Genomic DNA, 11799 nt, shown 5'->3' with positions numbered 1-11799 from the left:
ACCACGCACATCACCGAGGTAACATGACATCTTCCAGCAAGCCTCCTCTGCCGCCCTATGCGAGTATTGCCCCCAGCGACGCGGCCGGAAAGTTGGCTCAGCCTATCGACACCGCCCGATTCGCCAAAGCGGCAAGTTTCGCGGCGAAAGGGCGCGATGATCTGGCGCGGCGCGGCTATGCGCCCGATGGCAAGAAACGCCTGCGCCGGTTTTCAACCTGGGAGGTCTGCCGCTATCTGATACCCGTCGCCCCGGCCCACCTGCGCCGGGTTCTCAAGGCGCATCCCGACCTGCCCCAGGGCACGGGCGAGGGGGGCGCAAAATGGTACAGCCTCGAAGAAATCCTGACCCTGCGCGAACATTTTGCCAAAGACGGGGCCGCCAACCGGGAATATCTTCCGTGGCGGCCAAAGGGGCTTCCGGCCAAGGTGGTTGCCGTTGCCAACTTCAAGGGCGGTGTCGGCAAAACCAGCACAGCGGCACATCTGGCCATGTCCGCCGCCCTGGATGGTTACAAGGTGTTGGTGATCGATCTGGATTCCCAGGGGTCGATGACATCGATTCTTGGTGGAACAGTGACGGATGAATGGGAAACCGCCTTTCCCCTGATCGCCCGTGATTACGCCCGTCATGTGACAGATGAAAACACCGTGCGCGCCGCCACCGGTGCAGCCCCCCTGCCCCTTGACGAAACGCTGAGCGAGGCGTTGAAGGTTTCGCCGCGAAACCTGATTCAATCCACCCATTGGCCCAACATTGATCTGATCGGCGCGCAGTTGAACTTGTACTGGGCCGAATTTCAGGTGCCTGTCTGGCGGATGCAGCTGAATTCTTGGCCGCTGTGGGATGCGCTTGCCTCTGGTCTGGCCGAGGATAACATCCTTGAAAGCTATGATATCGTCTTTCTCGACACGCCTCCGGCGCTTGGGTATCTGACGATCAATGCCTTGTCGGCGGCTGATATTCTGCTTGTTCCGCTGGGCGCGTCGTTTCTTGAATTTGATTCCACCGGGCGCTTTTTCGATATGCTGTATTCGACCTTTGCCAGCATCGAAGACGGTGAAAATGCCGCCCGCCGTCGCGGTGGCCTGCCGGAAATGCGGTTCGAATGGGATGCCGTGCGCACGATTATCACCCGGTTCGATGCGGCCCAGCAGGCCGACCTTGCCAATGTCATTCAGGCATATTTCGGTGATTTCATGACCGCGTTTCGTCAGGAAATGACGGCCATGGTGGGGCAGGCGGGGGAACAGGTGAACGGCATCTACGAGGCCGATTACCGCGAGTTCAACCGCGATACCTATGTGCGGGGGCGCGAAACGTTTGATCGTACCTGGGCCGAGGTAAAGGAAATCATTCTGGGCGCCTGGTGGCGCGATCAACAGATGGACAAGGAAAGCTGACATGGTGAAACGCCGCCGTCTTGAAACCCCCAGCGCCGAAGATCTTTCGAAATACGAAGAAGAGTTTCGCCGCGAAACCGCGCCCCGGCCCAACCCGGGCGCGGCGCCCATCGCAACGGTGGCGGCACAATCGGCCGATGCCCATGAAACCGCCAGTGCCGGTCTGCGGGCCGAACTGGCACGGGACAAGGCCGATGCCGGGCAATATCGTGATGCGCAGGGCAGGGGGCTGGTGATGGTTGAAATCCCCCTGTCCGATATTGCCGCCGATGCGCTGGTGCGGGATCGGACGGTTCTGGACCGGGGCGAGCTGGAAGAGCTTAAATCCTCGATCGCAGAGAACGGTTTGCGCCTGCCGATCGAGGTGTTTGCCCAGGGCGACGGCGCCAATGCCGCCTATGGGCTGCTGTCGGGGTATCGCCGTTTGATGGCGGTGCAAGAGCTGTTGACCCTGACGCAGGATCCAAAATATCGCGCCATCCGTGCCCTGGTTCGCGATCCGCGTGATTCCGGTGCGCGCTTTGCCGCCATGGTCGAGGAAAACGAGGTGCGCGCCGCGCTGAGCCATTATGAAAGAGGCCGGATTGCCGCGCTTTCGGCCAAGCAGGGCGCATTTGTTGACACCGAGGCCGCCGTTGAAAGGATGTTTTCGCAAGCGAGCAAGGCCAAGCGATCAAAGGTGCGGTCTTTTGCGCTGATCTTTGAGGATCTGGGCGATATGCTGTCGTTTCCCGAAAACCTTACGGAAAAGCAGGGGCTGCGGCTGGCTGGCGCCTTGCGCGACGGGGCCGGGCCGCGCCTGCGCGAGGTTCTGGCCTCGGGGCAGGGGGGCGATGAGGCAGAAGAATGGGCGCTGATCGAGGCGACCCTGGCCGAACTTGACCGGCCCGAAGCCGCTGCGCGCCGGGGTGGGCGGCCCCGGCGGCTTCCTGAGCCGGGCTGGCAGAATAACACGACATTGCGCCTGTCCAACGGCACCGTTCTGCGGCGCGAGGCCGACAGTCGCGGGCATTTTCTGCGGATCGAGGGGCGTCAGGTGGACACCGAGATGATGGAAACAATCATGACCGAGGTTGGCCGCATGCTGGAGCGGTAGGATAGGCCCGGCTTGCGGGTCTATCCCTAGCCGGTATCGGTGCCAAAAAGGTTTTCCGCCGCCACGATCACGCAATCCCTGTCTGCGTAAACCCAGTTGCCGGTCGCAAAGGATGCGCCGCCGAATGTCACGGGGGCGCCCTGTGTCGTGGGGGCTGGCGCCCAGCTCCGGCGCGCTGTGGTGCCCAATGCCTTGACCCCGAGGGGCAGGGCATCAATGCCCGCGCTGTCGCGGATCGCGCCGTTGATGATGACGCCGCGCCAGCCATTTTTGGCACCAATTTCGGCAAGCCGGTCGCCCATGACACCGACGCGCAGTGATCCCTGCCCGTCAACCACGAGGATTCGGTCCTGACCGTCCAGTTCCAGGGCGCGCAGAACGGGCGTGTGGTCTTCGAAGGTTGTTACGGTCAGGCAGGGGCCAAAGAAGCTGTTGATCTGCCCAAAACTGCGGAACTGTAATTCGCAAACCCCGAGCCTTTCGTGGTGGATATCATAAAGATCGGCGGTGACGATCTGATCCTGGGTCATGCGCCCAATCCTTTAACCTTGGCGGTGAGGTCTGCGATATAGGGGGCGACGTCCAACCCGCCGCCGGTCACCCGTTGCAGGGTTTCCTTGCGCGAGGATGCACGCCCGTGACGATAGATGTTTTCAACCAACCAGCCGTGCAGGGGGGCATAATCACCGGTGTTCAGCCCGGCTGCAATTTCCGGGACGTTTTGCGCGCGGGCAAAGAACTGTGACGACATGATATTGCCCAATGTATAGGTCGGGAAAGAGCCGACAAACCCATGGGCCCAATGGACATCCTGCAAGACGCCAAGGGTGTCGTTGGGCACCTCAAGGCCCAGATAGTCGCGCATGCCCTCGGCCCAGACGGCGGGAAGATCGGCAACCTTTATATCATCGGCCATCAGACGCGCCTCGATCTCGGATCGCAGGATGATGTGCATGTCATAGGTCAGCTCATCCGCCTCGACGCGGATAAAGCTGGGGTTTACACGGTTGACGGCGCGCCAGACATCTTTGGGGGTGCATGAGGCGAGCTGATCGTGGAAATGATCGCGGAATGTGGCGAAATGCAGATCCCAGAATTTCTCTGAGCGCCCGACGCGGTTTTCCCACATGCGCGATTGCGATTCATGCATGCTGAAACTGGCACCGGCGACGGCATAGAGATTGACGATATCAGTGGTGAAAATGGTGCGGGTGAATTCGGGCGCGACGCCCTGTTCATACATGCCGTGCCCGGCCTCGTGCCACAGCGCAAAGATGCCACCGGGCGCCCAGTTTTCGCGGAACCGGCTGGTGATGCGCACATCGTCGCGGGTGAAGGAGATTTCAAACGGGTGAACGGTATCGTCCAGCCTGCCGCGATTCATGTCATAGCCCATACGTTCGGCCATCATCAGGCCGAATTTCTTTTGCATGTCCACGGGAAAGGGCCGGGTCAGGAATTCGGCGTCGGGCTGGGGCGCGGCCTTGGCGCGTTCGATCAGTGGCACGAGCGCCGTCTTGAGGCGGTCGTAGATGGTGCGCAGTTCGGCCAGGGTCATGCCCGGTTCGAACATGCCCACCATGGGGTCATAGGGGTGATCGCCAGTGCCGATTGCGGCTGAAATCTCGCGCTGAAGCACCATCATCCGTTCCAGCATCGGCGCATAGGTGGCAAAATCATTCGCTGCGCGGGCCTCGGCCCAGGCGGCATGGGCGCGGGTTTTCAGCCCGGCCATTTCAGAAATGATCGGGGCCGGTATTCGCGACAATGTTCCAATCTCGGCCTCTGCCTGGGCGAGGGCGCGGCGGCGGATGTCGTCCGGGGCTGCGTTGGCCAGTTCACCTTGCGCGGCGTCCATGGCCCGGCGCATGTCATCGCCGGTGGCAAGATCGCGGGCAAGGTCGGTCAGTGTTGTCACCTGACGCCCGCGCGCCTCAACCCCGCCCGCAGGCATCATCGTGCGTGAATCCCATGCCAGCAGGTTCACGGTGCAGATGATATCGTTTATTCGGGCCATTTGGGCCTGAAAGGTGGCGTAACTCATGGTGTGGTCTCCGGTTTGCCGAAATCGGTCAGGTGGCAGGCTGCCTTGTGATCTGGCCCGCGCGGGGTGAGAACGGGGCGGTCAACCCGGCATCGGTCAAACGCATGGGGGCAGCGGGTGTGAAACAGACAGCCCCGGGGCAGGTTGATCGGGCTGGGCAATTCCCCGCGCGCGGCAACGGTGCGGTTGCGGCGGGTGGGGTCAAGTTCGGGCGCGGCATCAAGCAACGCCCGGGTATAGGGGTGGCGGGGGGCCGAAAACAGGGCCTCGGTCGGCCCGATTTCGATTACTTCGCCCAGATACATCACCGCAACCCGGTGCGAGATATGGCGCACCAGCCGCAGATCATGGGCAACGAACACCACGGTCAGATCCAGACGTGTCTGCAAATCCAGCAGCAGATTCACCACCTGCGCCTGCACCGACACATCCAGCGCCGAAACCAGTTCATCCGCGACCAGCACTTCGGGTTCGACCGCCAGCGCCCGGGCGATGCCGATCCGCTGACGCTGACCGCCGGAAAATTCGTGGGGGTAACGGTCGGCGGCATCGGGGTTTAGCCGAACCAGTTCCAGCAACTCGTTGATCCGGGACGGAATTTCGGCAGTCGGGCGCATCCGGTGAACGGCAAGCGCCTCGCCCAGAATACGGCGCACTTTCATGCGCGGGTTAAGCGAGCTGTAGGGATCCTGAAAGATCATCTGAACACGGCGGTTGAAGGTGCGCCGGTTCTGGCCCGTCAATGCGGCGATGTCCTGATCCTCGAACAGGATGCGGCCCGTGTCGCAATCGTGCAGCCGCACGAGGCAGCGCGCCAGTGTCGATTTTCCGCAGCCCGATTCACCGACCACGCCCAGGGTTTCGCCGCGCCTGATCTGAAAGCTGACCTCGTTCAGGGCATGAACGGCGGGGGCGGGTTGACCGGACAGGCGGCTTACGATGCCCTGGGGCAGGGCAAAGTGTTTGCCGGCGCCATCAACCGTGATCAGCACATCATCTGTCATATTACCGACCTCGCAGCGGCGACTGTTTCGTGGTTATGGCAGGCGACGCTTCGGTCTGGCCCGATGTCTTGCAGGGGCGGAACACTGGCGCGGCACGGGTCGGTTGCGAAGGTGCAGCGCGGGTTGAAGGCGCAGCCGGCGGGAATTTGATCAAGCGGCGGCGGGGTGCCATCAATCGACATCAGCATGGTGCGCTGGGTTCCGGCATGGGGCACCGACCCAAGAAGGCCCCGGGTATAGGCATGCCGGGGTTGGGCGAAAACATCGGCCACACTGCCGGTTTCAACGATGCGCCCGGCATACATCACCGCCATGCGGTCACAGGTGGCGGCCACCACGCTCAGGTCATGGGTGACAAGAACCACGCTCATGGCCAGTTCGTCGCGCAGATCGAGGATCAGGTTCAGGATCTGGTCCTGAATGGTGACATCCAGCGCCGTTGTCGGTTCATCGGCAAGAAGCAGCTTTGGATTGCTGGCCAGCGCAATGGCGATCATCACCCGTTGCCGCATGCCGCCGGAAAACTGGTGCGGATATTCCCGCAGCCGCCGGGCCGCGTCGGGGATACCCACAAGATCCATCAGATCGCGGGCGCGGGCGGTGCGTCCGGCGCGGTCAAGATCGGTGTGCGCCCTGAGGTTTTCCTCGATCTGGCTCCAGACGGGCAGAACCGGGTTGAGCGCGGTCATCGGTTCCTGAAAAATCATCGAAATCTGGCCACCACGGATGCCGCGCAAGGCGCGGTCGCGCATGGTCAGCACATTCTGCCCCTGCCAAAGCACCTCGCCCGAACTTTCCCCCGATTCAGGAATAAGCCGGATGAGCGAACGCAGGGTGACGCTTTTGCCTGATCCGCTTTCCCCGACAAGGCCCAGCACCTCGCCGGGGCGCACCGCAAAGGACACGTCATTGACGGCGGTAAGATGCCCGTGACCAAAGGTTGTGGTCAGGTTGCGCACCTCCAGCAGCGGTTCGGGCGGGTTGCTCATCGTTTGGTCCTCAGAAGTTCCGCCAATCCGTCGCCGGTCAGGCTGAACCCGAGGCCGGTCACGATGATGGCGATGCCCGGGAACACGGATATCCACCAGGCGGTCGACATGAAGTTTTTGCCGTCGGCAATCAGCACCCCCCATTCGGCGGCGGGCGGCTGTGCGCCAAGGCCGAGATACCCAAGGCTCGACCCAAGCAGGATCGCCAGCGCCATGTCGGTCATCCAGTAAACAACGGCAGGGGTGATCGCATTGGGCAGCAGATGCCAAAAGATGATCCGCAGGTGGGTATAGCCCATCGCGCGCCCGGCATCGGCATAATCGAGCCGCTTTTGCACCCGCACTTCGGCGGCGATGATGCGGGCATAAAACACCCATCCGACAACCCCGACGGCGATGTACATGTTGGTCAGCCCCGGCCCCAGAACCGAAACGATGGCGATGACCAGAACCAGGAACGGAAAGGTGATGACAGCATCCACAACCCGCCCGAACAATGCCTCGGCAAAGCCCCCGGCATAGCCCACCAAGGCCCCGATCATGGTGCCGAAAACAAACGGAAAGATGGTGGCGAAGAACGCGATCTGCATGTCGATCGTATAGGCGTGGATTACCCGGCTCAGCATGTCGCGACCGAAATTGTCGGTGCCCATGGGGTGTTGCAACGACGGTGCCTGCAACAGGGCGTTATAATCGAACGCGTTCGGATCATAGGGCGCAAACAGCGCCGGAAACGTGGCGACACCCAGACTGGCAAGCAGGATCGCCCCGCCAAAGATCAGCGGCCGGGGAACCACCAGACGGCGGGATCGGGGCATCGGGGCGGGATCGGCGCTCATCGTGATACTCTCGGGTCAAGCCAGGCCTGAACCAGATCGGTCAGCAGGAACGTGACCGACACCAGCACGGCCAGCGCAATGGTAAGGCCCTGAACAACCGGATAATCGCGGCCATAGATGCTGTCGATCATCAGCCGCCCGGCGCCGGGAATGGCAAAGACCGTTTCGGTGATAACGGCACCACTGAGCAGGGTGCCGATGGACAGCCCGAACAGGGTCACGGTTGAAATCAGGGCGTTGCGCAGGACATGGCGAAACAGCACCAGCTTGGGCGCGAGCCCCTTGGAGCGTGCGAACTGAACATATTCCGCGTCAAGCACATCAATGATCGCAGACCGCAGATTGCGCATCAGAATGGCCGACAGGCTGAGCGCCAGGGCCACCGCAGGCAGGAACAGATGATAAAGATTGTCAAAAAAGCCATCGCCATAACCGCCCACGGGAAACCAGCGCAGCTTTGCGCCAAAAACGGTCAGCAGGATCAGCCCGAGATAAAAGACCGGCATCGACAGGCCAACCTGAAACGCACCGCGCACCGCGCTGTCGGCGGCCCGCCCCCGGCGCAATGCCGCGACAAATGCCAGGGGAACGGCCATGATCACGGCGATGATCGCCGCCATCACCGTCAACGTGATGGTCACCGGCAGGCGTTGCGCGATAAGCGTGGTCACGGGCAGTTTGAGATGGATCGAATTGCCAAGATCGCCTGTGGCCACCGATTTCGAAAAGGCCCAGAACTGTACCGGCAGGGACCGGTCAAGCCCCAGATCGTGGTTGATCCGCGCGACATCGGCCTCCAGGGCGCGATCCCCGAGAATGGCACTGGCCGGATCTCCGGGCAGCAGCCGCACCAGCGTGAAGACCACAACCAGAATGAACAGCAATGTTGGTATAAGTTGCACGAGGCGTCGTGCGATATAGCCGATCATTTGCATGATGCAAGGCTCCCGGTCTGCTGGGCATCAGGGGCGCGGCAGGGGATGCCCTGCCGCGCCCGGATCATCACTTGTCGAGCCACGTCTTGGTAAAGATGTTGTTGCCAAGAGGCAGCTGATAGAAGCCGTTGACATAATCCCGCAGCGCGACCGGATAGGGCGTTTCATAAAGCGGAATGGTCGGCCCGGTGGTGTTGAAGATTTCCTGGATGCGGGCGAATTGTTCGGCCCGCTTTGCCGGGTCCATCTCACGCTGGGACGCCTCGAACAACGTGTCGGCCTCTTCGCTTTTCCAGCCGGAATGCAGGGCATCGATCGTGGGGCTGTAGGCAAAGTATGACGTGATCTGGCTGGGATCAGAGATATCATTGGTCCAGCCGCCGGTGCGCATGTCAAAGGTGCCCGCGCGATATTGTTCGGTGCGCGAGGCATTGTCCACCTGGCGGATTTCCAGATCAATACCAAGGGCCGCCCACATCTGTTGCAGACCGGTGGCAATGCCCAGATCATCCTGGTTGCCGGCAATTGTCAGAACCGATGTCTTGAACCCGTCGGGATAGCCCGATTCGGCCAGCAGCGCCTTGGCCTTTTCAAGGTCATAGGGGAACAGCGGCCCGTCGCCGGAATGCATGGGCGTGGTCGATGACATGAAGGATGACAGGGGCGTGCCGACGCCGAATGTCACGACCTGCACGAGGGCCTCTTTGTTGACGGCATAATTCATCGCCTGGCGGACCTTTTCATCCGACAGCGGGTTCGGTTTGCCGTTCAATTCGGGGCGCACGTTGATGATCACGTCCCAGATCCGGGTGCCGGGGAACAGCTCCATCTTGATGCCCGGGTCAGATTTCAGTTCGTTGACCCGTGCGAAGGGGATGAATTCGGCACCGTCGATATCGCCCGATTGCAGTTTGAGGATGCGGGTCGCGTCATCCGGGATCACCTCGAAGGTCAGCCCGTCAAGATAGGGCAAAGGTTTCCCATCGGCGCCGGTGGCCCAGTAATAGGGGTTCTTGGCCATCTTCATCCTTGATCCGCGATCCCAGCTTTCCAGCATGAAAGGGCCGGTTCCGATGGGTTGCTTGCCGAATTCCTGCGCCTTTTCGGCGTCGGTTTCGCCCGGCATCGCCTCGAACGCTGCCTTTGGCATGATCGCGGTGTTGAACACGCTGAGCGCGGCCAGAATTGTCGGGTCCGGGTATTTGAGGTTTACCGTGATCGTCTGCGGATCAGGCGATGTCACCGTGTCGATCGACGCCACGATGAAGTTCCAGATGCCGTTATCGGGGTTCTTGGCCCGGTTCAGCGACCAGATCACATCGTCGGCTGTCATCGGGGTGCCGTCCGAGAATTTCACGCCCTCGCGCAGCTTCAGGGTAACTACGTCGCCGGCCTCGTTCAGGCTCCACTCGGTGGCCAGCCCGGGTTTCAGGGTCATGCCGTCCTCGCTCGACATGATCAGGGTTTCGTAGAAATTGGTCATGACCCAGATGTCGACGTTGGCGTCGTTCAGGACCGGATCAAGAAACAGGCTATCGGTATAGCGGCCATAGGTCATGACGCCGCCGCGCTCTTGCGCGAATACGGGCGTCTGCCCGGCTATGAACAGCGCCGCAGTCAGTGCGGTAATCGACAGGAACTTCATTCTACACCCCTCCCAGGTTTCAACGAGCGTTATGCCTTGGTAGAACGTTTCATGCCAGAAGTTCTAAGTCAATGATACGATTCTCTGGATTTCCCGCCATAACCGTTTTACCATGTACCTTTGTGGTGTGATGGCAGAGGTAAATTCATGAAAATCGCGATCGACCGAAATTCCGTGATTCCCCTGCATCAGCAGTTGCGTGGCGCGATCGAGCACGAGATTTCATTCGGCGGCAAGGCAGCGGGCGATCCCCTTCCGTCAGTGCGTGATCTTGCCGAACAGCTGGGCGTGGCGCCGGTCACGATCAGCAAGGTTTATGCCGAACTGAAGGCCGCGGGGCGGATTGCGACCCGCTCTGGCTCGGGCACCTTTGTGGCCGAAAGCGTGCTGACCCGAATCGCCGGGCGCAACGAAATGCACCGTCTGACCCGCCAGATCGATACGGCCATCGACCTGGCGCTGGAGGCCGGATGCGCGCCGGGCGATGTGCCGCTGGTGATTGCCGCGCGGGTGATGCACCGGCTGGGGGCGCGCGCGAACGGAACCGTCTTCATGCTGGGCCTTTTCGAGAACGCAACGGCCAGCTATGCGCGCTGCATCGAAAATCAGGTGGGCCATCTGGCCTCGGTTGAACCGGTGACGCTGGAACAGATCGGTGGCGATGAAACCCTGCGGGACCGGGTGCGCCGTGCCGATCTGGTGCTGACATTCTCCACCCTGGAAGAAGAGATCGAACGGCTGTTGCCCGGCGTGCCGGTTCTGTCGCTTCAGTTCATTCCGTCCGAGGCAACGCGGATGGCCATGGCGGCGATTGATCCGATGTGGCGGGTCGGGGTCGTTTCGCGGTTTGCCGATTTCCTGCCGATTCTCACACTGGGGGTGCGCCGCTTTGCCCCGCATCTGCAAAGCGTCACCGCCCACGCGCTTGATGATCCGGCCCTGCCGGTGGCGCTTGCGGCCTGCGATGTTCTGGTGCTTTCCACCGGCGCCGGCACTGCCGCCGATCATGTGCGCCACGATACGCTGACGATTGAATATCGCCACATTCCAGACCCGGGCGACATCGACCGGCGTGTTATTCCACGGCTCGTTCCTTTGGACGTGCCTTCAGACAGCAACATAAAGGAAGCGTCATGAAAGTATCCGACATGAACTGGGGCCAGGTCGAAGACTGGCTTAAAGACAATGATCTGGCGGTTCTGCCCCTTGGCAGCACCGAACAGCACGCCGGGCTGTCGCTGTCGGTTGATTCAATCCTGTCCGAAAAGATCGCGCTGGATGCCGCCGAACCCCTGGGTGTGCCGGTGTTTCCGGTGCTTGCTTATGGGCTTACCCCCTATTTCCTTGGCTATCCCGGTACGGTCAGCCTGCGCGTCGAAACCTATGTGCGCGTGGTTCGCGATATTCTGGACAGCCTGCGCGGGCAGGGGTTTCGCCGCATCCTGATCGTCAATGGCCACGGGGGCAACGCGCCGGCCGGGGCGCTGGCCATCGAATGGATGGCCGATAACCCCGATTGCGCGGTGAAATTCCACAACTGGTGGAACGCGCCACAGACCTTTGCCAAGGTACAGGAAACCGACACTGTCGCCTCGCATGCCTCCTGGATGGAGAATTTCCCCTGGACGCGGCTGCAAGGCGTCGACATGCCGACCCAACAAAAGCCGATGATCGACACTGACAGGATGCGCACCATGTCCCCCGCAGCGGTGCGGACATATCTGGGTGACGGAAATTTCGGCGGCTATTATCAGCGGCCAGATGACGAGATGCAGGCGATCTGGGATATCGGGGTGGCCGAAACCCGGGCGCTGATGAGCGAAAGCTGGTCATGAGCGGCCCCA

11 protein-coding genes are annotated in these 11799 nt (G+C 61.3%); 4 read left to right on the top strand and 7 right to left on the bottom strand.

Annotation, left to right across the window (positions count from 1 at the left end):
- Positions 1 to 23 precede the first annotated feature (23 nt).
- Both AC0L7P_RS22020 and AC0L7P_RS22015 read left to right on the top strand, forming a co-directional pair.
- On the top strand, positions 24 to 1403 hold the full coding sequence (locus tag AC0L7P_RS22020) for an AAA family ATPase (RefSeq protein ID WP_473436273.1): 1380 nt from the start codon (positions 24 to 26) through the stop codon (positions 1401 to 1403).
- Position 1404: 1 nt separating this feature from the next.
- Positions 1405 to 2499, top strand: coding sequence for a ParB/RepB/Spo0J family partition protein (locus tag AC0L7P_RS22015; RefSeq protein WP_473436272.1), 1095 nt, complete (start codon positions 1405 to 1407; stop codon positions 2497 to 2499).
- A gap of 26 nt (positions 2500 to 2525) precedes the next feature.
- On the opposite strand, the gene rraA is transcribed toward AC0L7P_RS22015, so the two are convergent.
- From rraA to AC0L7P_RS21980, 7 genes are all read right to left on the bottom strand, one after another.
- Complete coding sequence (gene rraA, locus AC0L7P_RS22010; protein WP_473436271.1) at positions 2526 to 3029, bottom strand: ribonuclease E activity regulator RraA; 504 nt, start codon at positions 3027 to 3029, stop codon at positions 2526 to 2528.
- The gene (locus AC0L7P_RS22005) at positions 3026 to 4543 is read right to left on the bottom strand and encodes a carboxypeptidase M32 (RefSeq protein ID WP_473436270.1); all 1518 of its coding nucleotides are present in this window, start codon (positions 4541 to 4543) and stop codon (positions 3026 to 3028) included. Before AC0L7P_RS22005 ends, rraA begins: the two co-directional genes overlap by 4 nt.
- Entirely contained in the window at positions 4540 to 5547 is a 1008-nt protein-coding gene (locus tag AC0L7P_RS22000) for an ABC transporter ATP-binding protein (protein WP_473436269.1), read from the bottom strand. The genes AC0L7P_RS22005 and AC0L7P_RS22000 overlap by 4 nt, the downstream gene beginning before the upstream one ends.
- Positions 5544 to 6536: an ABC transporter ATP-binding protein gene (locus tag AC0L7P_RS21995; RefSeq protein ID WP_473436268.1), complete on the bottom strand. Its 993-nt coding sequence runs from the start codon at positions 6534 to 6536 to the stop codon at positions 5544 to 5546. Before AC0L7P_RS21995 ends, AC0L7P_RS22000 begins: the two co-directional genes overlap by 4 nt.
- On the bottom strand, positions 6533 to 7375 hold the full coding sequence (locus tag AC0L7P_RS21990; protein WP_473436267.1) for an ABC transporter permease: 843 nt from the start codon (positions 7373 to 7375) through the stop codon (positions 6533 to 6535). Before AC0L7P_RS21990 ends, AC0L7P_RS21995 begins: the two co-directional genes overlap by 4 nt.
- Positions 7372 to 8310 (bottom strand): ABC transporter permease, encoded by a 939-nt coding sequence (locus AC0L7P_RS21985; protein WP_473436266.1) that lies wholly within the window; start codon positions 8308 to 8310, stop codon positions 7372 to 7374. Before AC0L7P_RS21985 ends, AC0L7P_RS21990 begins: the two co-directional genes overlap by 4 nt.
- A gap of 67 nt (positions 8311 to 8377) precedes the next feature.
- Positions 8378 to 9955: an ABC transporter substrate-binding protein gene (locus AC0L7P_RS21980; RefSeq protein WP_473436265.1), complete on the bottom strand. Its 1578-nt coding sequence runs from the start codon at positions 9953 to 9955 to the stop codon at positions 8378 to 8380.
- Positions 9956 to 10102: 147 nt separating this feature from the next.
- Here AC0L7P_RS21980 and AC0L7P_RS21975 point away from each other — a divergent pair, with 147 nt between their 5' ends.
- Together AC0L7P_RS21975 and AC0L7P_RS21970 are read left to right on the top strand one after the other, a co-directional pair.
- Positions 10103 to 11092 (top strand): GntR family transcriptional regulator, encoded by a 990-nt coding sequence (locus AC0L7P_RS21975; protein ID WP_473436264.1) that lies wholly within the window; start codon positions 10103 to 10105, stop codon positions 11090 to 11092.
- The gene (locus AC0L7P_RS21970; RefSeq protein WP_473436263.1) at positions 11089 to 11790 is read left to right on the top strand and encodes a creatininase family protein; all 702 of its coding nucleotides are present in this window, start codon (positions 11089 to 11091) and stop codon (positions 11788 to 11790) included. Before AC0L7P_RS21975 ends, AC0L7P_RS21970 begins: the two co-directional genes overlap by 4 nt.
- Positions 11791 to 11799: the final 9 nt, after the last annotated feature.

The sequence above is a fragment of the Oceaniglobus sp. K40-3 genome, assembly GCF_055808395.1.
This window is presented reverse-complemented; position numbering and strand designations above follow the sequence as displayed.

Bases quoted from the DNA above. Each gene is read 5' to 3' on its own strand.
- AC0L7P_RS22020 (WP_473436273.1), top strand. From the start codon at position 24: ATGACATCTTCCAGCAAGCCTCCTCTGCCGCCCTATGCGAGTATTGCC.
- AC0L7P_RS22015 (WP_473436272.1), top strand. From the start codon at position 1,405: ATGGTGAAACGCCGCCGTCTTGAAACCCCCAGCGCCGAAGATCTTTCG.
- rraA (WP_473436271.1), bottom strand. From the start codon at position 3,029: ATGACCCAGGATCAGATCGTCACCGCCGATCTTTATGATATCCACCAC.
- AC0L7P_RS22005 (WP_473436270.1), bottom strand. From the start codon at position 4,543: ATGAGTTACGCCACCTTTCAGGCCCAAATGGCCCGAATAAACGATATC.
- AC0L7P_RS22000 (WP_473436269.1), bottom strand. From the start codon at position 5,547: ATGACAGATGATGTGCTGATCACGGTTGATGGCGCCGGCAAACACTTT.
- AC0L7P_RS21995 (WP_473436268.1), bottom strand. From the start codon at position 6,536: ATGAGCAACCCGCCCGAACCGCTGCTGGAGGTGCGCAACCTGACCACA.
- AC0L7P_RS21990 (WP_473436267.1), bottom strand. From the start codon at position 7,375: ATGAGCGCCGATCCCGCCCCGATGCCCCGATCCCGCCGTCTGGTGGTT.
- AC0L7P_RS21985 (WP_473436266.1), bottom strand. From the start codon at position 8,310: ATGCAAATGATCGGCTATATCGCACGACGCCTCGTGCAACTTATACCA.
- AC0L7P_RS21980 (WP_473436265.1), bottom strand. From the start codon at position 9,955: ATGAAGTTCCTGTCGATTACCGCACTGACTGCGGCGCTGTTCATAGCC.
- AC0L7P_RS21975 (WP_473436264.1), top strand. From the start codon at position 10,103: ATGAAAATCGCGATCGACCGAAATTCCGTGATTCCCCTGCATCAGCAG.
- AC0L7P_RS21970 (WP_473436263.1), top strand. From the start codon at position 11,089: ATGAAAGTATCCGACATGAACTGGGGCCAGGTCGAAGACTGGCTTAAA.